24 protein-coding genes are annotated in these 18,597 nt (G+C 52.0%); 13 read left to right on the plus strand and 11 right to left on the minus strand.

Going from position 1 to position 18,597, the window contains the following annotated elements; translation table 11 throughout:
* Nucleotides 1-80: 80 nt before the first annotated feature.
* The 8 genes from ACOI7D_RS27095 to ACOI7D_RS27130 all read left to right on the plus strand — a co-directional run bounded on the left by ACOI7D_RS27095 (nt 81) and on the right by ACOI7D_RS27130 (nt 6,570).
* On the plus strand, nt 81-623 hold the full coding sequence (locus ACOI7D_RS27095) for a single-stranded DNA-binding protein (protein ID WP_004182056.1): 543 nt from the start codon (nt 81-83) through the stop codon (nt 621-623).
* A 48-nt stretch (nt 624-671) separates the two neighbouring features.
* Nucleotides 672-920: a DUF905 domain-containing protein gene (locus ACOI7D_RS27100; protein ID WP_004182058.1), complete on the plus strand. Its 249-nt coding sequence runs from the start codon at nt 672-674 to the stop codon at nt 918-920.
* A 69-nt stretch (nt 921-989) separates the two neighbouring features.
* The gene (locus ACOI7D_RS27105) at nt 990-3,047 is read left to right on the plus strand and encodes a ParB/RepB/Spo0J family partition protein (protein WP_023307485.1); all 2,058 of its coding nucleotides are present in this window, start codon (nt 990-992) and stop codon (nt 3,045-3,047) included.
* A gap of 44 nt (nt 3,048-3,091) precedes the next feature.
* On the plus strand, nt 3,092-3,523 hold the full coding sequence (gene psiB / locus ACOI7D_RS27110; RefSeq protein WP_023307484.1) for a conjugation system SOS inhibitor PsiB: 432 nt from the start codon (nt 3,092-3,094) through the stop codon (nt 3,521-3,523).
* The gene (locus tag ACOI7D_RS27115) at nt 3,520-4,248 is read left to right on the plus strand and encodes a plasmid SOS inhibition protein A (RefSeq protein WP_032743999.1); all 729 of its coding nucleotides are present in this window, start codon (nt 3,520-3,522) and stop codon (nt 4,246-4,248) included. The genes psiB and ACOI7D_RS27115 overlap by 4 nt, the downstream gene beginning before the upstream one ends.
* Complete coding sequence (locus tag ACOI7D_RS27120; protein ID WP_004152639.1) at nt 4,245-4,571, plus strand: hypothetical protein; 327 nt, start codon at nt 4,245-4,247, stop codon at nt 4,569-4,571. The genes ACOI7D_RS27115 and ACOI7D_RS27120 overlap by 4 nt, the downstream gene beginning before the upstream one ends.
* 55 nt (nt 4,572-4,626) lie before the next feature.
* Nucleotides 4,627-5,001, plus strand: coding sequence for a hypothetical protein (locus ACOI7D_RS27125; protein ID WP_004182064.1), 375 nt, complete (start codon nt 4,627-4,629; stop codon nt 4,999-5,001).
* Between the two features lie 199 nt (nt 5,002-5,200).
* A protein-coding gene (locus ACOI7D_RS27130; RefSeq protein WP_085955008.1) for an IS3 family transposase occupies nt 5,201-6,570 on the plus strand; the annotation gives its coding sequence in 2 pieces (ribosomal slippage) (nt 5,201-5,690 and nt 5,690-6,570; 1,371 coding nt in all).
* 193 nt (nt 6,571-6,763) lie between these two features.
* Here the strand turns inward: ACOI7D_RS27130 and ACOI7D_RS27135 are convergent.
* The 10 genes from ACOI7D_RS27135 to ACOI7D_RS27180 all read right to left on the minus strand — a co-directional run bounded on the left by ACOI7D_RS27135 (nt 6,764) and on the right by ACOI7D_RS27180 (nt 14,581).
* Nucleotides 6,764-7,204 (minus strand): YgiW/YdeI family stress tolerance OB fold protein, encoded by a 441-nt coding sequence (locus ACOI7D_RS27135; RefSeq protein ID WP_135695985.1) that lies wholly within the window; start codon nt 7,202-7,204, stop codon nt 6,764-6,766.
* 160 nt (nt 7,205-7,364) lie between these two features.
* Nucleotides 7,365-8,507 carry a nickel/cobalt efflux protein RcnA gene (locus tag ACOI7D_RS27140; RefSeq protein WP_064190905.1) on the minus strand — a complete coding sequence of 381 codons (1,143 nt, stop codon included), beginning with the start codon at nt 8,505-8,507 and terminating at the stop codon, nt 7,365-7,367.
* A gap of 9 nt (nt 8,508-8,516) precedes the next feature.
* Nucleotides 8,517-8,786 (minus strand): metal-sensing transcriptional repressor, encoded by a 270-nt coding sequence (locus tag ACOI7D_RS27145; protein ID WP_009653703.1) that lies wholly within the window; start codon nt 8,784-8,786, stop codon nt 8,517-8,519.
* A gap of 103 nt (nt 8,787-8,889) precedes the next feature.
* Nucleotides 8,890-10,188 carry an MFS transporter gene (gene nirA, locus ACOI7D_RS27150; protein WP_009653701.1) on the minus strand — a complete coding sequence of 433 codons (1,299 nt, stop codon included), beginning with the start codon at nt 10,186-10,188 and terminating at the stop codon, nt 8,890-8,892.
* A gap of 234 nt (nt 10,189-10,422) precedes the next feature.
* A complete protein-coding gene (locus tag ACOI7D_RS27155) occupies nt 10,423-11,181 on the minus strand; it encodes a hypothetical protein (RefSeq protein ID WP_023303135.1) in 759 nt (252 codons plus the stop codon).
* A 53-nt stretch (nt 11,182-11,234) separates the two neighbouring features.
* A complete protein-coding gene (locus ACOI7D_RS27160; protein ID WP_009651631.1) occupies nt 11,235-12,155 on the minus strand; it encodes a hypothetical protein in 921 nt (306 codons plus the stop codon).
* A 63-nt stretch (nt 12,156-12,218) separates the two neighbouring features.
* Nucleotides 12,219-12,590 (minus strand): hypothetical protein, encoded by a 372-nt coding sequence (locus ACOI7D_RS27165; protein ID WP_029602876.1) that lies wholly within the window; start codon nt 12,588-12,590, stop codon nt 12,219-12,221.
* 140 nt (nt 12,591-12,730) lie between these two features.
* A complete protein-coding gene (locus ACOI7D_RS27170; protein ID WP_009654088.1) occupies nt 12,731-13,420 on the minus strand; it encodes a hypothetical protein in 690 nt (229 codons plus the stop codon).
* A 13-nt stretch (nt 13,421-13,433) separates the two neighbouring features.
* Nucleotides 13,434-14,171: a HupE/UreJ family protein gene (locus tag ACOI7D_RS27175; protein WP_009654087.1), complete on the minus strand. Its 738-nt coding sequence runs from the start codon at nt 14,169-14,171 to the stop codon at nt 13,434-13,436.
* A gap of 44 nt (nt 14,172-14,215) precedes the next feature.
* A complete protein-coding gene (locus ACOI7D_RS27180) occupies nt 14,216-14,581 on the minus strand; it encodes a hypothetical protein (protein ID WP_029602878.1) in 366 nt (121 codons plus the stop codon).
* Between the two features lie 239 nt (nt 14,582-14,820).
* Between ACOI7D_RS27180 and ACOI7D_RS27185 the strand changes: the two genes are divergently transcribed.
* Both ACOI7D_RS27185 and ACOI7D_RS27190 read left to right on the plus strand, forming a co-directional pair.
* Nucleotides 14,821-15,087 (plus strand): DUF1778 domain-containing protein, encoded by a 267-nt coding sequence (locus ACOI7D_RS27185; RefSeq protein ID WP_009653219.1) that lies wholly within the window; start codon nt 14,821-14,823, stop codon nt 15,085-15,087.
* Nucleotides 15,075-15,560: a GNAT family N-acetyltransferase gene (locus ACOI7D_RS27190; protein ID WP_009653238.1), complete on the plus strand. Its 486-nt coding sequence runs from the start codon at nt 15,075-15,077 to the stop codon at nt 15,558-15,560. Before ACOI7D_RS27185 ends, ACOI7D_RS27190 begins: the two co-directional genes overlap by 13 nt.
* 293 nt (nt 15,561-15,853) lie before the next feature.
* On the opposite strand, the gene ACOI7D_RS27195 is transcribed toward ACOI7D_RS27190, so the two are convergent.
* Entirely contained in the window at nt 15,854-16,933 is a 1,080-nt protein-coding gene (locus ACOI7D_RS27195) for an IS481 family transposase (RefSeq protein WP_009653230.1), read from the minus strand.
* 69 nt (nt 16,934-17,002) lie between these two features.
* Here ACOI7D_RS27195 and ACOI7D_RS27200 point away from each other — a divergent pair, with 69 nt between their 5' ends.
* From ACOI7D_RS27200 to ACOI7D_RS27210, 3 genes are all read left to right on the plus strand, one after another.
* Nucleotides 17,003-17,164 carry a type I toxin-antitoxin system Hok family toxin gene (locus ACOI7D_RS27200; protein ID WP_004118124.1) on the plus strand — a complete coding sequence of 54 codons (162 nt, stop codon included), beginning with the start codon at nt 17,003-17,005 and terminating at the stop codon, nt 17,162-17,164.
* 695 nt (nt 17,165-17,859) lie between these two features.
* Entirely contained in the window at nt 17,860-18,132 is a 273-nt protein-coding gene (locus tag ACOI7D_RS27205) for a hypothetical protein (RefSeq protein ID WP_023280873.1), read from the plus strand.
* The gene (locus ACOI7D_RS27210) at nt 18,129-18,479 is read left to right on the plus strand and encodes a hypothetical protein (RefSeq protein ID WP_023280874.1); all 351 of its coding nucleotides are present in this window, start codon (nt 18,129-18,131) and stop codon (nt 18,477-18,479) included. Before ACOI7D_RS27205 ends, ACOI7D_RS27210 begins: the two co-directional genes overlap by 4 nt.
* The last annotated feature ends 118 nt before the right edge of the window (nt 18,480-18,597 follow it).

Genomic DNA, 18,597 nt, shown 5'->3' on the forward strand with positions numbered 1-18,597 from the left:
TACAAAGTCAAAACCTCGGCCCCGGCAACTCAACGGGTGATGGTTTTAAAAGGCAAAACAACGGATTAAGGAGATTCATCATGGCAGCACGTGGCGTTAACAAAGTCATTCTGGTTGGACATCTGGGACAGGACCCGGAAGTGCGTTACATGCCCAACGGGGGCGCAGTGGCCAATCTGACGCTGGCCACGTCTGAAACATGGCGTGACAAGCAGACGGGAGAGATGCGCGAAAACACCGAGTGGCACCGTGTTGTCATGTTCGGCAAGCTCGCGGAAGTGGCGGGCGAATACCTGCGTAAAGGCGCACAGGTCTACATCGAGGGCCAGCTGCGCACCCGCAACTGGCAGGACGATGCCGGAGTCACGCGCTACGTCACCGAGGTGCTGGTCGGGCAGAACGGCACCATGCAGATGCTCGGCGGCCGCCGTGAATCCGGAGTGCCTGAGAGCGCCGCGCAGCCGCAGAATCCTGCCACCCCGGCACAACCTGCTCAGGCCGCAGCCAAATCCCCGAAAGCGAAGGGCGGTAAGAAAGGCCGTCAGGATGCCGCCCCGTCTCAGCAACCGCCTCAGCCTCTCCCGGATGATTTCCCACCAATGGATGATGACGCGCCCTTTTAAACCACGATGAAGACGCCCCGTTCAGGCGGGGCAGAAAAGGAGAAACACATGGACCATAACGTTTTGTCCCCGCTTGAATCCCTGCCGGATGGCACGTTTACCCGCGAGCAGGCTCAGGTTGTCGCAGCGCAGTATCAGAATGTGGCGATTGAAGATGATCAGGGGACCCATTTTCGCCTTGTCGTCCGTCATCAGGATGACGGCAGCATGATCTGGCGCGTCTGGAATTTTGAACCGGGCGGCGAGGACATGATGAACCGCTACATCCGGGACTACGGAGTACGCAAAACGAAGTAAGCAGTAAGAAGAAGGCCGGACAGGTGGGCTGTCCGGCAGACATTCATCAATAGCTAAGAGGTATCAATTATGTCTGCAACAGAGTCTAAGGTAAAAACTGCACCGAAAACCAGCAAAAAAACGCTTAAGTCTGCCGAAGCTGAGGCGCTTAAAGTGGCTCTCGATGCCGCACAGGTCGAGTATGTCCCGGTGACGGCACTGGTGAAGTCTCCCCTGAACGTCAGGACCATTCCCTATCCGGCGGAGAAAGTCTGTTCAATGGCAGATTCCATTGAAGCCATTGGCCTGTTGCAGAATCTGGTCGTGCATAACCTCCCGGATGGTCGCTGTGGTGTGGCTGCCGGTGGTCGTCGCCTGAAAGCGCTGCAGCTCCTGCAGAGTGAAAACCGTATCGATGCCGGATATCAGGTGATGGTGAAAAAGGTACCTGATGAACTGGCTGTTGCGGCATCAATGGCAGAAAACGAACAGCAGATGGCAATGCATCCGTCTGAACAGATCGCCGGGTTCCGCACACTGGCAGAGCAGGGGAAAACCCCCGCGCAGATTGGCGATTTGCTGGGGTTCGGTACGCGTCATGTTCAGCGCATGTTGAAACTGACCGAACTGGCTCCCGAAATTCTGGCGGCGCTGGCGAAGGATGAAATCACCACCGAACACTGCCAGGCACTGGCGCTCGAAAGCGATCAGAAACGCCAGGTGGAAGTGCTGGAATCCGCCCGCAAACGGTCCTGGAATAATGAAGTATCAGTTTCCTCGATCCGTAACCTCATTACCTCAGAAGAGGTTTCCACAAACGGCGACAAATTCCGCTTTGTGGGAGAGGCCGCATTCAGTCCGGATGAAATCCGGGTTGATCTCTTCAGCAGCGAAAACGGCGGCTATGTCAAAAGTGCATCGCTCGATACCGCCCTGCTGGAAAAACTGCAGAACATCGCGGAGCACCTCCGCGAAGCGGAAGGCTGGTCATGGTGTGATGGTCGTCTTGACCCGATTTCACACTACGGGAAGGACACTAAAATCTGGCGCCTGCATGCTGTCCCACCTGTGGAATATACCGAAGCCGAATCAGAACGTCTTGCGGAACTGGAAGCTCTGGAAGCTAAGTATGAAGACGAGAACCCCGGCGTGAATGATGACGTCTTGGCCGGGGCTCTGGAAGCTGTCTGGGAAGAACAGCAGACCATCGCGCACCGGGCAAAACACCGGGCATGGACGGATGAAATGAAGCAATCTGCCGGAGTGGTGGTTTCCTGGACTGGCCAGGAGGTGAAAGTACAGCGCGGTGTGGTGCTGTGCGCCGATGAAAAAATGGAGGAGAAGGATGCATCCACCGATCAGGCCCCTGAAAAAGTCGATCCGCTGGACGCCGTCAGTGTCCCGTTGCTGACCCGCCTTTCTTCTGAACGCACACTGGCGGTTCAGGCGGCCCTGTTGCAGCAGCCGCAGAAAGCCGTCGCGCTGATGGTCTGGAAAATGTGTAACTCGGTTTTCCATACCACAACGTCCGTCAAAGAGCCGTTCTGCATTAGCGTGAGTGTGTCGCATTACGCGCTGACCCGTGAAGCACCTGACGGTGAAAACAGCGTTGCGTTTCAGGCCATCCAGTCAGAAAAAGAACGTCTTGAAGCCCTGCTGCCGGAAAACTGGCGAAAGGATATGACCACCTTCTTTACGCTCGATGGCGCAACCCTGATGGCACTGATGGCTTTCTGCACCGCCTGTTCCATAGATGGTGTACAGGGCAAGGATGAATTTGGTCGTAAACACCAGAGTTCGCTGGATGGGGTGGAAAACGCCATTCAGTTTGACCTTCGTGACTGGTGGAAACCGACGGCTGATAACCTTTTCTCGCACATGAAGCTGCCACACATTGTACAGGCACTCTCTCAGACCGGACTGGCTGGCGCAGCACAGGACGCCGCGAAGATGAAGAAAAAGGATGCCGCTGAACATGCAGAGCACTTCCTCTCAAAAATCCGTTGGGTTCCGGAATGGATGACCAGTGCTGACAACCAGAAACAGCTTGCCGCAAAGTCTGAACTCAGTCTGGCAACAAGTCAGAACGATACCGACGTTGATGCCGGCGACGTCACCGACCATAACAACCCGGCCTGCGCCGCCTGATAACGGAGACGCCGCCCTGCGGGGCGGCGATAAGGAGACTGAAAATGAAAACGTTACTGACTCTGGATGTCCTGAAAACCATGTCTTCTGATGAGCTGGAAGACTACCGCGCCGCCGGTGAAGACTTTCGCCGGGAGCTGAGTCACGCTGTCATGCGCGATCTGACCTCACCGTCCAGCTGGTCCGTGAATGCCGAATACCGGTGCGAATTTGGCGGCTTCTTTCCTGTCCAGATCCGTTTTACCCCCCCTCATGGTCACTTTGATGTGGCGGTATGCAGCCCGGGGGAGTTGAATCCTCGCTGGATAGTGGTCTTTGTTACCCGTGACGGTCAGCCGTTCTCTGTCGTTCGCGTGATGGATGCATTCAACCCTGAACTCATCACCCATACTCTGGATCTCATCGAGTGTCTTGACGCCGGTGGCTACTCGTTTGCCAGCATCATCAGCACGCTGTCACAGGAGGGCGCACAATGATCCCGTCATCCAGTGCTCTTGTATCCCTGAAACCAGCCCGTCAGGCAGCGCTGCAGGCCATCATGACGGTGGAAGAGGCTCGCCAGCGCGGCGCACGTCTGCCATCGATGCCACACGTCCGGACATTCCTGCGCCTGCTGACAGGCTGTAGCCGGATTAACAGTGACGTTGCCCGCCGTATTCCTGGCATTCACCGTGATCCAAAAGGCCGCCTTTCCAGCCTGAAACAGGTAGAAGAGGCGCTGGATATGCTTATCTCCAGCCACGGGGAATACTGTCCGCTGCCGCTGACAATGGATGTGCAGGCTGAAAATTTTCCGGAAGTCCTTCATACCCGAACAGTACGCAGGCTAAAACGTCAGGACTTTGCCTTCACCCGAAAAATGCGCCGTGAAGCCCGTCAGGTCGAGCAGTCCTGGTTACTGCGTCAGAACCTGCTGGGACAGGCTGTCACAGAACTGAATTTTCAGTCACCGGAAACCGTCTGCACCTGGTACACCCGGTGGAGCGACGAGTTTGACGCGGCAGAGCTTGCAGCACCGTTCTGGCGCTGGCAGTCGCGATTCGCATCGCTGAAGGAACTTGACTGGCTTCGCATCAGCGGTGAGCCGCTGTATGCAGTGATGTACGAAATTCCGTTTATTGTCCGGGAAACACCTGAGCATATTCGTGTTGCTGAACGCTGGCAGGTGCCAAATAAGCTGGCTGATCGGAGTGGTGTATGAAGTGGCGCTATTCTCTGCGCTGGAAACTGCCGCACAGGCCCTGCCCAGGTCCACGGGAACTGATTTCCGTTGTCGTGGAGGCTGGGCAGGCGGCACCTGAAGAGGTGATGTCACGCTGGGTGGCTGGCTCAGGTTACGCTGTATGCGTGGATTTTCTCGGCCAGAAACAGATCCAACGCTGGAGCGATGAACGGAAAGCAGCGGTGAGAAGGCGCAACATGCAGGCACGTATTAATCGTGTTGCCCCTTTGTTTGCCGACGAGTTAATCGAGCGTGAACTGGCTGCGCGTCCGGAGTATTTCAATGGCAAGTCCGCCCGATGAATAAGTACAATGCTGTCTGACAACTCAGATGGCCAAATACAAGGAAAGCAGAACTATGAGGTACTGGTTGCTCGTTATCTTAATGAACGTGCTGTTCTGGTTGATCGTGAAGCATGTTGCTCCGGAATGGTATGGTTCCCCTGGTTATTATGCAGGCCAAATTATCTGCACACTAATAGCTGCGGTCATCACATGGCGTGATCCGCCTGACTGGTTAGATGGAATCCTGCTCGGCGTAATAAAATTCGGCGTTCTGATTGCCGGGATTATATTCTTTGTCTGGGGCATCGGGTACAAGCTGGCATTCTGGGGGCAACATGATCCTAATACCATATATGCAAGTGCAAACGATGTTATTTTGCCTAATCTTGCGCTGGGCACGGGCGTCTTGATCGCGGGATGGGTATACATTAGATATTTAAAGCGCTAAGCAGCATAAAGCGTGGATATACCTGGTAAGAAATAGCACCGGCCCGGTATAATCGACGTGGCGCTTGAGGCTTTTTGCCTCATGACGTGAAGGTGGTTTGTTACCGTGTTGTGTGGCAGAAAGCAGAAAGCCCCGTAGTTAATTTTCATTAACCCATGCACTGCACCCATTTAGTTGGACTCTCAAATTGGAGAGTCCCATGTCCAGACGTAAGTATACCTTTGAACAGCGCCTCGAAGTGGTTATGCACTATTTCGCTACTGATGAAGGCTATCGCTTAACATCCGCTCGCTTTAACGTTCCCAGAACCCAGGTAAGATTATGGGTTGCAGCCTATGATGCTTATGGAGAAGAAGGTCTAAAGCCCAGAGATAAGGGCGTATCCATTGAACCCGAAATCAGAGTAGAAGCCGTGAAGGCTGTACTGACGGGAAGGATTTCCCAGACGCAGGCTGCTGCGAAATTTAACGTCGCTGGTGCGGCCTCTGTTGGGAAATGGATGAAGGTGTTCAGCGAGCATGGAGAGGAAGGGCTTCGTTCTCTTCGTGTGGGCAAAAAAAGGGCACTTCATATGATTGATGATCCTGTTACGCTTGAGGTAGCACTGGAACGTTCGAAAGATAAACGTATTCAGGAGCTTGAGCAAAAAGTACGGTATCTTGAGTTACGGGTGCTGTATCTAAAAAAGTTGAAAGCCTTAGTTCGGTAAGGGATAAGGTCAGAATTATCGACGAACTGAGGCAGCACTATCCGTTCGACCAGCTTTTGCAGATAGCTCACATACCCAGAAGTACATTTTACTATCATCTGAAAGCGCTCCATTCCCCGGGGAAATACGATGAAGTAAAATGCAGAATCAAAGAAATTTATGATGAGAACCAGGGCCGATATGGTTATAGGCGGATAGCACTGGCGCTCAGAAGAGAGGGTGGGGCGTTGAACCACAAAGTGGTTCAACGCCTGATGAATTTACTACACCTCAAAGCCGCGATAAAAGTAAAACGCTACAGCTCCTGGCGGGGTGAGCATGGGCATATTGCTGACAATATCCTGAAACGAAACTTCAAAGCCAGCAGGCCCAATGAAAAATGGGTCACCGATGTCACTGAATTCGCCGTCAGTGGCCGAAAACTCTACCTTTCACCCATTATTGATCTCTTCAATAACGAAGTGATTTCCTTCAGTATTTCAGAACGTCCAACCATGCCGATGATCGATGACATGCTCGTTAAGGCATTTGCCAGACTTGATGCGGGCGTCAATCCGGTTCTTCATTCAGATCAGGGCTGGCAATACCGTCATCGATGGTACCAGTATCAGTTACGCGAGTTTGGCGTCATACAAAGTATGTCCCGCAAAGGCAATTGCCTCGATAATGCCTGTGCAGAATGCTTTTTCGGGACGTTAAAATCAGAATGCTTTTACACCAGTGAGTTTAAGGATATTGAGGAACTAAAGATCGCTATTGAGGACTACATACGATACTACAATACCCGGAGAATCAGCCTTAAATTTAATGGTCTTAGTCCGGTTGAATACCGCCTAAAGAACTATCCAGTGAGAATTTAAACCGCTGATTTGTACCTGGGATGCTTTCAGGAGCACTCTTAAATAAGAGCGATTTGTATGCTCTGAATTCTTACGTTCTGGCTAATGAGATTACCTGAGCTGAACGTCCGCTTTGAGCGATCAACGGACATTCAAATGACGAACTACATATGAACTGGACAATGTAGTTCGCCATACTCATGATCCTTCAAATTTAAGGCTTTTTGATCACCTCAACGTTCAGGCTCGTAGTGCCATTCTCACGGCTTATCTGCCCGCTCACACGCACCAAATCCTGCGCATCGAAGTGCTGCCCGTTCCAGACTTTCTGTGGAATACGAACTTTGATGGTTCCGGTTGGATCGCGGAACGTATACCACTCTTCCTGCTGCTGGCTGATGACATTGCCTTCCAGTGTGATCCACGCCCCTTCGTGCATCGACGGCACGGCCTGAATGCGGCTTTGACTGTTTTCCTGCTGAACCTTATGACCGGCATACATGCGTTCAGTGGCGACTGGCTCTTTCTCTGCGGAGAAACCGCCTTGCGCTGCCAGGGCTGGAATGACGATGAATGAAGCGAGCAACACGCCGGTGACGTTGACGAGCTGGCGACGAATCTGACTGAAGTATTGTTTTTGCATAGCAGGTTCCATTTATGATTTTACATCCCCCAAGGGGGGATGCCTTTATGATAAATGAGCGGCTATAAAAGCTCAATTGCAATCCCCTGTGGGGGATGAAAATGTGACAGGCTTCAGAGATAAAAAACCCACCAATTGGTGGGTTCAGGCATGTGGCTTTTACAAGAGAAAATCAGCGGGTAACGCCGATCCAGCCATGGTAGCCCATGTAAATGCCGACCAGGGCTATCAGTACGCTTGAGAAGTATGGGGCACGGCGTGCCAGAGTATCCAGGCCACTCCAGCGTTTGGTTGCCTGGCGAACGCTAAACGCCGCAGCTGCACCCACAGAAACCAGCGTAATTGCTAAGCCGATGCTGAAACACAGTACCAGCGCGGCACCGAGCGTAAATTCCTTCACCTGGATGCAGAGCAGCAGAACGGTGATGGCCGCCGGGCAAGGAATAAGTCCGCCGGTCAGCCCAAACAGGATAATCTGCCCGGTGGTTACGCTGCGATTGGCAAAACGTTTCTTGATGTCGTTCGCATGGGCTTTTTCGTGAGCGTCCTGGTATTCGCGGGAATTAACATCCAGCCCCTCCAGTGCGGAGTGATCGTGGTCATGGTCGTGACCGTGCTCATGCTCGCGAAACTCCACATCATAATCGTGTACATGCCCACGATGGCCTAAAGACAGGCGCACATCAAAACTGTGTGGCTCAGGGATCGCCAGGGCTGATTCCATAAACCCGTCTTTTTCAACGAAGTCGAAAACCTGAGAATAGGTTCCATTGCCCCGCCTTGTGGCTACAGAAATGTTGCTGGCTTCCCACTTTCTGCCGCTGAGCGTACGTAAACGCCAGTGAGGTGGCTGTCCTTCCTCGAAAATAGAGAGTTCAACGCTGCCGTGGCTGGTATCTATAATCCGGGTTTCATCATGTTCGTGATGACCGTGGGAATGCTCCTCTTCCTGCTCCATTTTCCATAGCTTCTCACCGCGCCAGGTACGCCAGAACATCCATGCCGCCGTGGCAAGAATGATGATGGCCGAAATTAACTGGAACCAGGGCTCCGCAGATTCAGCGGTGAATTTCTGACTGACATACATCCCACCCATGGCAATGAGCCAGACCACAGAGGTGTGCGAAATGGTCGCCGCCAGTCCCAGCAGAACCGCTTGTTTCACCGTTCCACGAATAGCCACAATAAACGCCGCCATCATCGTTTTGGAGTGTCCTGGCTCCAGTCCGTGCAGCGCACCCAGCAGGATAGCGCTGGGAATAAACAGCCAGGCATTGGCTACGCCTTGCTGCAGAAGAGCAGAAAAATCAGTCATGTGCTTGCCTTAAAGATATTTGGTGATCTCTTTAAATTCGCTTAGCGTTGTTTCAGTTCCGGCATGATCGGCATGAAGCGCATCCTCCAGGCAGTGATCAAGATGGTCATGAATTAAGGTACGCTTTGCATTCGTTATCGCTTTTTCAACCGCATGCAGCTGTTGGGCGATATCCAGACACGCTTTTTCATCTTCGAGCATCTGGATGGTACTTTTCAGGTGCCCGGCGGCACGCTTAAGTCTTTTAATAATGTCAGGGTGTGATGCGTGAACAGTCATATCTTATCCTCTCCAGGTGGAGGGGATAAGATAATGTGTATCATCGCTATGGTCACATTTTTTATCGGCTTATCCTCTCCTGCCTGGTTGTCTTTCAGGGAAATTACTTCTCTTTCTTCGGCCATGACGGATGTTCATCGTCGATGACGAAATCATGTTCATGAGTGGATGCATTATTCGTTTCGGCGTCGGTATGGCTGTGCAGCTGAACATATTCTTCATGCTCAGGACGCCAGATAAGCACGGCGGTGAGCAACGACAGCGCCGCTACGATGGTCAACGCGATGAACGAAGCCTGTGTGCCCCATGTCGCGCCGACCCATCCGGCAAGCGGATAAGTCACCAGCCAGCATGAATGCGACAATGCAAATTGAGCGGCAAATAGCGCGGGTCTGTCTTCCGCCGTTGATGAGCGGCGCAGCAGGCGGCCACTGGGGGTTTGAGAAAGTGAATATCCGACGCCCAGCAATGCCCAAAGCACAACCAGAGTGAAGTAATCCTTCAGGAAAATACCCAGCCCCAAGCCAATCACCAAAAGCGCGGCCCCCACAAGCATCGGTATGCGGTCGCGCATTTTGTCGAGGAGTCTCGGGAGAACCAGTGCAGACACCATCGACCCGACACCGAAGAAGGCCAGAGCAATGGCAGTCGAGCGCTGTGATAAACCAAAGTCAGCCTGTACCAGAACAACGGTATTGACGATAACCATCGCGCTCGCCGCTGCCACGGCCATGTTGAGTGCCAGCAGGCCACGCAGTCTTGGCGTTTTCAGGAAGATACGCATACCGCGCGTCGTTTTTTCATAGATGCTGCGTTTGACGGTTAACGCTCTCATTTTTGGCAACGACACGGAAACAACCAAAGCCGCAGAGGCGAGGAAACCGACCGCCGTTCCGGCAAACAGATTGTGGAAGCTCATGACCGTCAGCAGCGCCGCCGCCAGCATCGGGCTGATAACGCTTTCAAGATCGTAGGCCAGGCGCGACAAGGACAACGCCCGGGTATATTCGCGTTCATCAGGAAGAATATCCGGAATTGTCGCCTGGAAAGTTGGCGTGAACGCCGCCGAGGCAGACTGAAGAACGAAAATCAGGATATAGATTTCCCAGATTTGAGTGACGAACGGCAGCGCGATAGCTACCAGAGCGCGAACCAGATCCAGAGTCACCAGCATGGTGCGACGCGGGAATTTGTCAGCAAAGGCCGCAGCTACTGGCGCAACCAGAATGTAGGCACTCATCTTGATAGCCAGTGCGGTACCCAGCACAGCACCGGCCCTGTCTCCGGCCAAATCATAAGCTAGCAACCCCAGCGCAACGGTCGCCAGACCGGTGCCGATAAGGGCGATAACCTGTGCCATAAACAGGTGGCGATAGGTACGATTAGAAAGAATATTGAGCATCAGGGGATCTCTTGTCTTGAATTAATATCCCCCCAGGGGGGATGTAAAAAGCATAGAGGTAGCTGAACCGATTGACAAGCTTTATCCTGGTGGGGGGGATGTTGGATTTGCCAGTTGACTGATATGTAATATAAAAAAGCTTCAGGTATCCCAGCGTTATACCTGAAGCAGCATAAAAAGTGTCGAAGGTGTTGTCACCGCTTCCTTGCGAAGCCCCTACTGACGAGAAAGATGTTAACTCAGAAGTCCCAGGCAGGTTTTCAGACTCAGCCGTGTGGCTTCAACATCGCTATGGACGATGGTGCACCAGTCATCACGGTTAGCCCGAACGTCGTCCAGCCAACTATTCAGCGCCTGATTGAAGGCCATGGTTTTCTCGCGCTGAGGCCAGCTCATCTGGTTAGCGCTGTAAATATCCTGCCCGGGCTGTGGCATCTGTACGGTTTGCTGCGTCGACATCCGGGAAGTCACCGACCAGGTATCAGAGTTGCCATCCCAGGAAGGCATCACCGGGAAGCCCGCGCCGCGCAGGGCGATATCCCAGGTGGCATCAAACAGGCATGTTTTCCCGTTTAACTCAAAAGTCACGGTGTCATGAAACCCCTGGGTTTGCGGCAAAATAGCCAGTATTTCCGGAGGAACGGGTAAATCAGCCCAGTCAAACTGCACCAGTTTTCTCTTCGCCGTAATCCCACCGGCAACCAGCAATCGTTCGGCCGCGGCGGCTTTATGACGACAGTCGCCAAAACCCTGCTCAAACAGGCTCATGCTTTGGTTATTCCATGACCCAAGCTGATAGGGCACGCGCCTGACCAGTTCAAAAATGGCTCTCCGCAGCTCCGTTGAGCCCGGTTGAAGCCCGAGTGATTGCAAAATCCAGCCCGGCGTTATCGTCTCCTTAGCAGTGCGGCGAGCGATAATTCTTTGCCATGTATCACTGACTTTTTCGGCCAGAGAGGCTGCCAGGGTTTCCCCCGGCAGTAATGTTGTCATCAGCAACGCTCCTGTGGTGGTGAGAAAATGTCTACGCGTCAACATGTCGGGTGTTATACCTCCACGCTGCGACGCAGCGCCGACATCACCAGTGATTCACAGACCACTTCTTCATCCTGATTTCTGCTCACGCCAGGAAAGATCACCTGATCGATTACAGGCGTACGAAGCCGGTGGTAACGAGCAATCGCGCCATTCATTCCGCCCATTTGCTTACGTCGAACCAGCCGGAGTCCGTGCTCCCACGCGACTTCATCCATCGCGCTCGCCAGAACAGGATCATGGTTGAAGATTAAGACGCCATCCCCTTTCAGCAGACGGGCTGCGCTGCGAAGGAATGCCGTGTAATCCTGTTCGAAATAGGCTGCGGCCTGAGAGTAGATAATATCGACCTCACCGGCCCGAACTCCCTGCTTCTCCAGTACGCACAGCCCGGCAGCCGTCACGTAGGGATGCTCAGTCACCCCCTTTGGCAGCGATTCGTGCCATGGCGTGAGATTGGTGAAATGCAGGAATGCGCTCTCCCCGAGCTGCTCCCTGAAGCTCTGGGCAAGTCCGGAAATTGCCGCCTGATGGCTGGTCGCTTCTTCAGCACGAAAACCTGCCCAAGCAGCACCAATTTCAAGGAAGGTGACGGTACCGTTTTTGTGATGAATGTTTTTTGCATGGTGGGCAATATCGAACCCAATTTCTCGCGCCAGACGAAACGAACCACCGCTGGAGGTCCAGGGGCCATCGAAACCAAAGGCAAGAATGGCTTTCAACATCGAGCCCGTTTCTTTGTGCATCATTTTCAGGAACGGAATGACCTTACGTCGTGAAGGAACAGGGACGTTCGGACGCAGTTTTTTGGCCTGGAGATCGCGATTAACGCCCATGCACAGTGTCTGCCAGTGCAGAGGGGTAATTCGATAATTAAGTTCAGTAAAATTACGCGCAATCTCGCGACGCGCCTGTATGGAGTCTGTGTACATAGCCTCTCCGCTAAATCTGAAGTTGGTAAACGCCAGGCAGCAAACTGCTACCGGCAACAGCGATCAGATCTGGCGGGTGCTTGGAGGGCGGTAAATGATGTCCGTGGCCTTAACCGGGCTGCGAAGATCGGCAAGCGGCAACCATCTGTCTGCTACAGGAGAGAGGGAGATCTCCACAGAGGGCGGCTGCTGAGGGGTTTCATGGAAATGGTCTGTCTGATGATGGCCTGCGTGACCAGACTGAGGGATATCCGAGTCGTGGGAGTGATCCTGCACTGTCATGGTGACTTCTGCATCATGCAGATTCATCTCGTAACCAGTCAGGCCGTTGGTACCGTGTGACGCAAACGTGCCCATCGACGACATCATCATGCCAACGGCCATGATGACAATCATCAGAATATAACGGGGTGAACGTTTAAACATCAGATACATCGCTGGCGTTTCTCTCAGGCAGTCTTCATAACATAGAGAAAAGATTAGCATCCCCCCGGGGAGGATGTAAGAGGCGAAAGTGTAAAGTCTTGTATTGCCGGAATGAATAAGATGGGCCCGCATTATACGGGCCCGATTAATCAGATTACGCGCTTAATGCTCTGGTATTCGCCATTGGTATCAAGCTGGATAGTAATCGTCTTTGAACCACGATTTCGCCAGAACCAGCCATGCTTACCGTCAAAGGCCGCCTGCAACACACCATCCTTTGAGGTTATCTGGCGGTCCTTACCATAGCCGTGGTAAAACCCTTTCGGTGCGTTAACCGGATCGCCGTGTGCATCCACGTTGACAGGTCCAGAGCTTGTCCACTGGTAAGTCACCCGGGCATCCTTACGCATTTCCATCTTAACTTCAGCCGCTTCATTCGGTTTCAGAGTAATTAACAGCTGATTGCGCTGAGAACCGGCAGTTGGGGCTTCTGGCGCACGAGTTGTCGCCGGAACGCTCAGCTCCGGGTAGTTGTTTTGCGTGATTGTCGGCGGGTTATCCGCCACCGGGCGCTCATTCGTCGGAGTGGTTGACTGCCCCCACTGGCTCGTACTCGCCTGTTTGTCCGTGGCGGCTTCCTCCGCCAGCTGCGTTTTGATTTCGCCCATCTGTTTAAGGCCCAGCAGGCGGCCAACGCCCGTTGGATCGATACCATATTCTGAAGGCATCACGATGGTTATCAGCAGCGTTAAAGCAACAATAGCCGCCAGGATAGTGGACTGCATCAGCTTCATCGCAGATGGCAGCTCTGCGCGGGTCGGTAAATCGGTGTTATACATTCTCTTTTCTCCCTCAGGCTAAAACGTAGCCACAAATCTGGTAACTCATTAACAGGAAACCGGCGCTCATCATCACCACATTGGCGGTGTAGGCATGGCGGAAAAAGCTCGCCGTCTGCCGCCAGTAACTCATGATGATAAGGATGGCGCTCAGCGCCAGAAGCTGACCTATCTCGACCCCGACATTGAAGGCAATCAGGTTGACGAACAGGCCATCGGGGGAAATTTCGAACTCCTTGATTTTGGTCGCCAGGCCAAAGCCGTGGAAGAAACCAAAGATAAGCGTCGCCATCTTCGTATTAGGCTGAAAGCCAAACCAGCGCTGGAACGCGCCAAGGTTATCAAGGGCTTTGTAGACCACAGACAGTCCGATAATGGCATCAATGAGATAAGCGCTTACGCTGATGTCAAAGAACGTCCCAATGAGCAGCGTTGTGGAGTGTCCGATAGCAAACAGGCTGACGTACAGCCCGATATCGCGCATTTTGTAGAGAAAGAAAATCACGCCGAACAGAAACAGCAGGTGATCGTAGCCGGTCACCATATGCTTCGCGCCAAGGTAGATAAACGGGATGATGTTAATCCCGGTGATTTCCTGGATGTACCCTTTGTCGCCTTCGGCTACGCCATGTGCGGCCGCACCCTGGCTGTAGAAAAGCAATAACAATATGAAAAACAGACAAGCCGAACGCGCCTGAGTCGAAAACAGGCCACCGCTCAACCGGCCTTGTAAATTAAGGCAGGTGTTCATACAAAATCCTTACAGTTTGAATAATAACGAATTAACAGCAGTTATTACGCAAACAGGGATCTCGGAGGGCGTTCGGGGGTGGCCTGTGGCATTCGCAGAATTTGTTCTGAACTCAGCGCAAAGGTCGCCCGTATGCCCGCGTTCCAGGCCTGCAAAGCAGTCAGGGTGAAGAGTTTGTTCAGATCGTGGGAATGATCGGCATTGAGGTGGTGCACATTACCGTGCGAGTGGAACAGCAGCGGATCGTGCTCATTCAGCGGTTCATCGCTATCGTGCTGATGGTCACTGATGGTCGTTGTATCCTGGACGTTGTAGACAGCCTGTGGTTTTGCCATAAGCGAACTGCTCAGCACGGCAACAGCCATGATGATAAGCACGATTCTGGAAATGACTTCACGGCTAAAAAACACAGTCAACGGCATCCTGATGATACAAGGTAACAACGTGCGTAATGTATCTGTTTTGCTGACCCCATTTCAACAGGTCTTTTGGGGTTGGGGGTTTAATCACTGCGGAATCGTAGCGTCCGCTTTTGGCACGAGGCGGACTTAATCATTCAAAATATGAAAGGCAATAACTTGATGTGTAGCGTTTGCTATACATTTTTATTGTGCTACTCTGTAAAGCAATTGCTATACGGAGATGTTTCATGAAATCAGATGTTCAACTTAACCTCAGAGCCAAGGAATCCCAGCGAGCACTCATTGATGCTGCTGCTGAAATCCTTCACAAATCACGAACAGATTTCATTCTGGAAATGGCCTGTAAGGCTGCCGAGGATGTCATCCTTGACCGCCGCGTCTTTAATTTTAACGATGAGCAATACGCCGAGTTCATCGATATGATTGATGCGCCGGTTGCAGATGATCCTGCTATCGAAAAACTGCTGGCAAGGAAACCTCAGTGGGATATGTAACATCACCAGAACCGTTGTCTTCTTTTCATCAGGTGGCGGAGTTTATCAGCGGTGAAGCCGTGCTTGATGACTGGTTAAAGCAGAGGAGCCTCAAAAACCAGGCGACTGGAGCGGCCCGAACGTTTGTGGTGTGTAAGAAAGACACGAAGCAAGTAGCCGGTTTTTACTCTCTGGCCACCGGGAGCGTCAATCATACAGAAGCGACAGGCAATCTTCGGCGTAACATGCCAGATCCCATTCCTGTCATTATACTTGCCAGGCTTGCCGTCGATGTATCGTTCCGTGGAAAAGGGCTTGGTGCTGATTTGCTTCATGACGCAGTGCTTCGTTGCTTTCGGGTTGCCGAGAATATTGGTGTACGTGCAATCATGGTTCACGCGCTTACGGAAGAAGCCAAAAACTTCTATATTCATCATGGTTTCAAACCATCACAAAGTCAGCCACGGACATTGTTCCTCAGACTCCCTCAGTAATGCGAAAGAACCTTATGTTCGGAACTTTATGAGCAATAATTAAATGCTGCGCATGCGGGTAGGTCAATAGACATACTTCATGAGGGAAGATGATGAAGGAGTTATTGGCTAGACAAGAATGCACGTGCAGTAGGAATGCTGTGGAATGGATAATACAGCTGCGAGATTGATTATTTAGCTTTATATCGAACAAAAAAGAGCCCATGTATTAAATGGACTCTTTCTCTGATGCCTCGGTTAATCTGTCCAACTTTTTGGGGTCAGTACACCCACGAGGCCCACTGAATGTCTAGTCAACACCAGTATGGCCTCTTACCGTGCAATTTGCAAGGAGGTGTATGGGTCCACCACATATTGCAATTTTTACTCTCACGTAAAATATAGTCCACTGGCGTCATCAGTTCGAGTGATTTATGTGGCCTTTTGCTGTTATACAGCACCAGATATTCAGCCATTCTTTGATTAAACAAATTCAGGTCGTCAAAAAGCAACAATTCATTGAATTCAATAAATTGTTCTCTAAGTGTCCGGTTAAATCGCTCACAGGTCGCATTCATTTTCGGTGTGTACGGATAGGTCCAGATGTGTTTAATCGAGGCTTCCTGCAACGTTTTATCAAAGTTTCCAAGGAATTCCTTACCGTTGTCAGTAACAACCTGTTTGATAGCAACAGGAAAGAGCTTTGTGGCCTTGCTGAAGAAATGGCTGGTGATATCGCTGTTGAGTGAAGGAACTGCCAGGGCGAGCGCGTAGTCGCTGTGCTCGTCGATCATGGTAATAATATAGCGGCGCAGATCCCCCATTCTGAGTTCAATCGCGTCCATCCCTATGAGTTCGCCTGTTTTTACCGGGCGGTACTGTTTAGGCCTTCTGGGCTTCACTGAGCGTTTTTTTATCAACCTGACTTTGCCTCTGGCACTGAGGCGAACGGGAACCATCCGCATTTTATCGTGCGCTCCGGCAATGATCCTTCCAATGGTTGATGTACTGGGACAGGTAAAATGTCGCAGTTCACACCATGCCTTCAGCCTGACAAAAATCTGCTCTTTGCCGAGATTGGGTAGCTCAGTTCTCAGGCGCCTGATTTCCTTGATCACATCAGGGTGCCAGTGCCTTGAACGGCGAACCAGGGGGGCTTTGCTTCTTGGAATAAGCGCCTGAGGACCACCGGTGCGAAGCAACTGGCGCCACCAGTAGAGCGTTCGTGTTGATACGCCAAAAGCATCAGCTGCGGCACGGATACCATGCTTATCCCAGAAGTTCAGGGCCTTCATTCTTAACTTCGCAATCTCGGGCATAAGGGAGTGTTTCATCGCATAAGCAGTTGCTCGGTAATACCCAAAATAGCCTACTCCGACATGTTGCATCAACATCAGGTAACCCCCTTATTAACCCTGAGGTATTTGCAATATCTGTGTGAACTTACACAGGAGGAGTAAACCATGAAACTACCGCGAAACGCCCTGGTCTGGTGCGTATTAATCGTCTGTTTAACGCTCTTGATATTCACATGCCTGACCCGGAACCGCTTATGCGAAGTCCGGCTAAAGGACGGGAACAGGGAGGTCGCGGCAAGCCTGGCTTACGAATCCAACGGTAAGTAGCAACCTGGAGGCGGGGAATACCCCGCCTTTTCAGGGCTGCGTTGGTCTGACATGCCTGAAGCGCCTTTATGAAGGGGTTGCCGGTTCGCCGGTAGCCCCTTTTTCCTGCTTACAGGAAAAAAAAACCGCACGACAGGCGGGCAAAATGCTTTCACCTACCTACAACACGGATTCAATGAATCGCAAGTCACATTAACACCCTTCATTCACCGTAACACCCTGTCATCAGTGTGAAAAAAAGAGCGATTGATTGTGAACATTTGGGTTCTGGTGATAAGTTCGCTCTGTAGCGTAGCCCTCTTTACGGAGGGGTGGAAACAGCAACGGCAGAGTTAAAAGTCCACGAGTCAGTGAGGCTGTCCAAAGGCTCCCCGGGGAAATCCGGCGCTACATCAGGTTGCATAGCACTTAACCCGCCCTCCGGGCGGGTTTTCCTTCCGGAAACGTGCTGTAATACCTTTTATGTGCAATGCGCGGTTTCTACTTTCCTGATAAATCAGTCGCTCGGTCTGTCAGGTGATACCGCAGTTCATTCCTTGAATGATCCAGTGTTTTTTGCCTGCTATTTTAGCAGGCTTTTTTTTGTTGATTATGTATGACATCTGTCATACAGTTGATTGTGTAATGAACAGCAATTTTTCCACTTAACTCAGTGAGGCGAAGCGCAGTCGCGGGTGAGCCAAAGGAGAGCCAGCATGAACTTCACGATAAAATCCCGTAAAACCGGCGAAATTTTCAGTTTTTACGCACCCGAGAGTGGCGTTTATGTCCACCTGGAGTCCCCGGGACACTCTGGTAACACAGGTGCTCAGATTTGCTGTGGTGGAGGGTTCATGGGGAGTACGCTTTCCTGTGGCGCTTCTGAGGACGATCTGGCCAGTGTTGCCCGTAAATGGTACCGACAGTTCGTGAGGGAACGGCGCAAATTCTTAATGATGTCGGGCCAGTATTCTGAGGATAACCCATGAAAAAAGAAATCTCCCGCAACCCCTCTTTCACGCCTTCGCCTAAGCTGCGAGCACATCTGAACTCCCACAGGGAAGGGGTGACTGAAAGGCTGAATAATATCTTTGATCGCTATGCGCATCTGGTTCGGGTCTGTGCCATTCCTCTCGATGACGACGAAACACAGGTTCTGCTTAATGTGCTGAGTGGCTCCGTTGTGGAACCCGCCTTTATTGAATATCTGGCTCAGGAAATTCTGGACTCGGATGATTATCTGGAAGGGATACCCGCAGCTAAATCACTGTACGAAAAGTGTCAGTCAGCGACCTATCCGCAATTGCTGGCCACCGTCGAACGTCTGGAACGATAAGAAAGGCATAACAACACTGGACCCCTTCGGCTCCTGGCCAGCTGCGCTGTCCAGTCGTCGAGCCACACTCCGCCAGGGCAGCTGCTGCGCACCTGCCGGGCTCCGCCGAACCCGCTAC

Origin of the sequence: Klebsiella sp. C360 (genome assembly GCF_048822415.1) — a bacterium.
GTDB lineage: Bacteria > Pseudomonadota > Gammaproteobacteria > Enterobacterales > Enterobacteriaceae > Klebsiella > Klebsiella quasipneumoniae.

Bases quoted from the DNA above. Each gene is read 5' to 3' on its own strand.
- nirA (WP_009653701.1), bottom strand. From the start codon at position 10,188: ATGCTCAATATTCTTTCTAATCGTACCTATCGCCACCTGTTTATGGCA.
- ACOI7D_RS27195 (WP_009653230.1), bottom strand. From the start codon at position 16,933: ATGTTGATGCAACATGTCGGAGTAGGCTATTTTGGGTATTACCGAGCA.
- ACOI7D_RS27115 (WP_032743999.1), top strand. From the start codon at position 3,520: ATGATCCCGTCATCCAGTGCTCTTGTATCCCTGAAACCAGCCCGTCAG.
- ACOI7D_RS27120 (WP_004152639.1), top strand. From the start codon at position 4,245: ATGAAGTGGCGCTATTCTCTGCGCTGGAAACTGCCGCACAGGCCCTGC.
- ACOI7D_RS27170 (WP_009654088.1), bottom strand. From the start codon at position 13,420: ATGTATAACACCGATTTACCGACCCGCGCAGAGCTGCCATCTGCGATG.
- psiB (WP_023307484.1), top strand. From the start codon at position 3,092: ATGAAAACGTTACTGACTCTGGATGTCCTGAAAACCATGTCTTCTGAT.
- ACOI7D_RS27210 (WP_023280874.1), top strand. From the start codon at position 18,129: ATGAAAAAAGAAATCTCCCGCAACCCCTCTTTCACGCCTTCGCCTAAG.
- ACOI7D_RS27200 (WP_004118124.1), top strand. From the start codon at position 17,003: ATGAAACTACCGCGAAACGCCCTGGTCTGGTGCGTATTAATCGTCTGT.
- ACOI7D_RS27140 (WP_064190905.1), bottom strand. From the start codon at position 8,507: ATGACTGATTTTTCTGCTCTTCTGCAGCAAGGCGTAGCCAATGCCTGG.
- ACOI7D_RS27160 (WP_009651631.1), bottom strand. From the start codon at position 12,155: ATGTACACAGACTCCATACAGGCGCGTCGCGAGATTGCGCGTAATTTT.
- ACOI7D_RS27165 (WP_029602876.1), bottom strand. From the start codon at position 12,590: ATGTATCTGATGTTTAAACGTTCACCCCGTTATATTCTGATGATTGTC.
- ACOI7D_RS27095 (WP_004182056.1), top strand. From the start codon at position 81: ATGGCAGCACGTGGCGTTAACAAAGTCATTCTGGTTGGACATCTGGGA.
- ACOI7D_RS27175 (WP_009654087.1), bottom strand. From the start codon at position 14,171: ATGAACACCTGCCTTAATTTACAAGGCCGGTTGAGCGGTGGCCTGTTT.
- ACOI7D_RS27185 (WP_009653219.1), top strand. From the start codon at position 14,821: ATGAAATCAGATGTTCAACTTAACCTCAGAGCCAAGGAATCCCAGCGA.
- ACOI7D_RS27125 (WP_004182064.1), top strand. From the start codon at position 4,627: ATGAGGTACTGGTTGCTCGTTATCTTAATGAACGTGCTGTTCTGGTTG.
- ACOI7D_RS27205 (WP_023280873.1), top strand. From the start codon at position 17,860: ATGAACTTCACGATAAAATCCCGTAAAACCGGCGAAATTTTCAGTTTT.
- ACOI7D_RS27105 (WP_023307485.1), top strand. From the start codon at position 990: ATGTCTGCAACAGAGTCTAAGGTAAAAACTGCACCGAAAACCAGCAAA.
- ACOI7D_RS27145 (WP_009653703.1), bottom strand. From the start codon at position 8,786: ATGACTGTTCACGCATCACACCCTGACATTATTAAAAGACTTAAGCGT.
- ACOI7D_RS27135 (WP_135695985.1), bottom strand. From the start codon at position 7,204: ATGGAACCTGCTATGCAAAAACAATACTTCAGTCAGATTCGTCGCCAG.
- ACOI7D_RS27155 (WP_023303135.1), bottom strand. From the start codon at position 11,181: ATGACAACATTACTGCCGGGGGAAACCCTGGCAGCCTCTCTGGCCGAA.
- ACOI7D_RS27100 (WP_004182058.1), top strand. From the start codon at position 672: ATGGACCATAACGTTTTGTCCCCGCTTGAATCCCTGCCGGATGGCACG.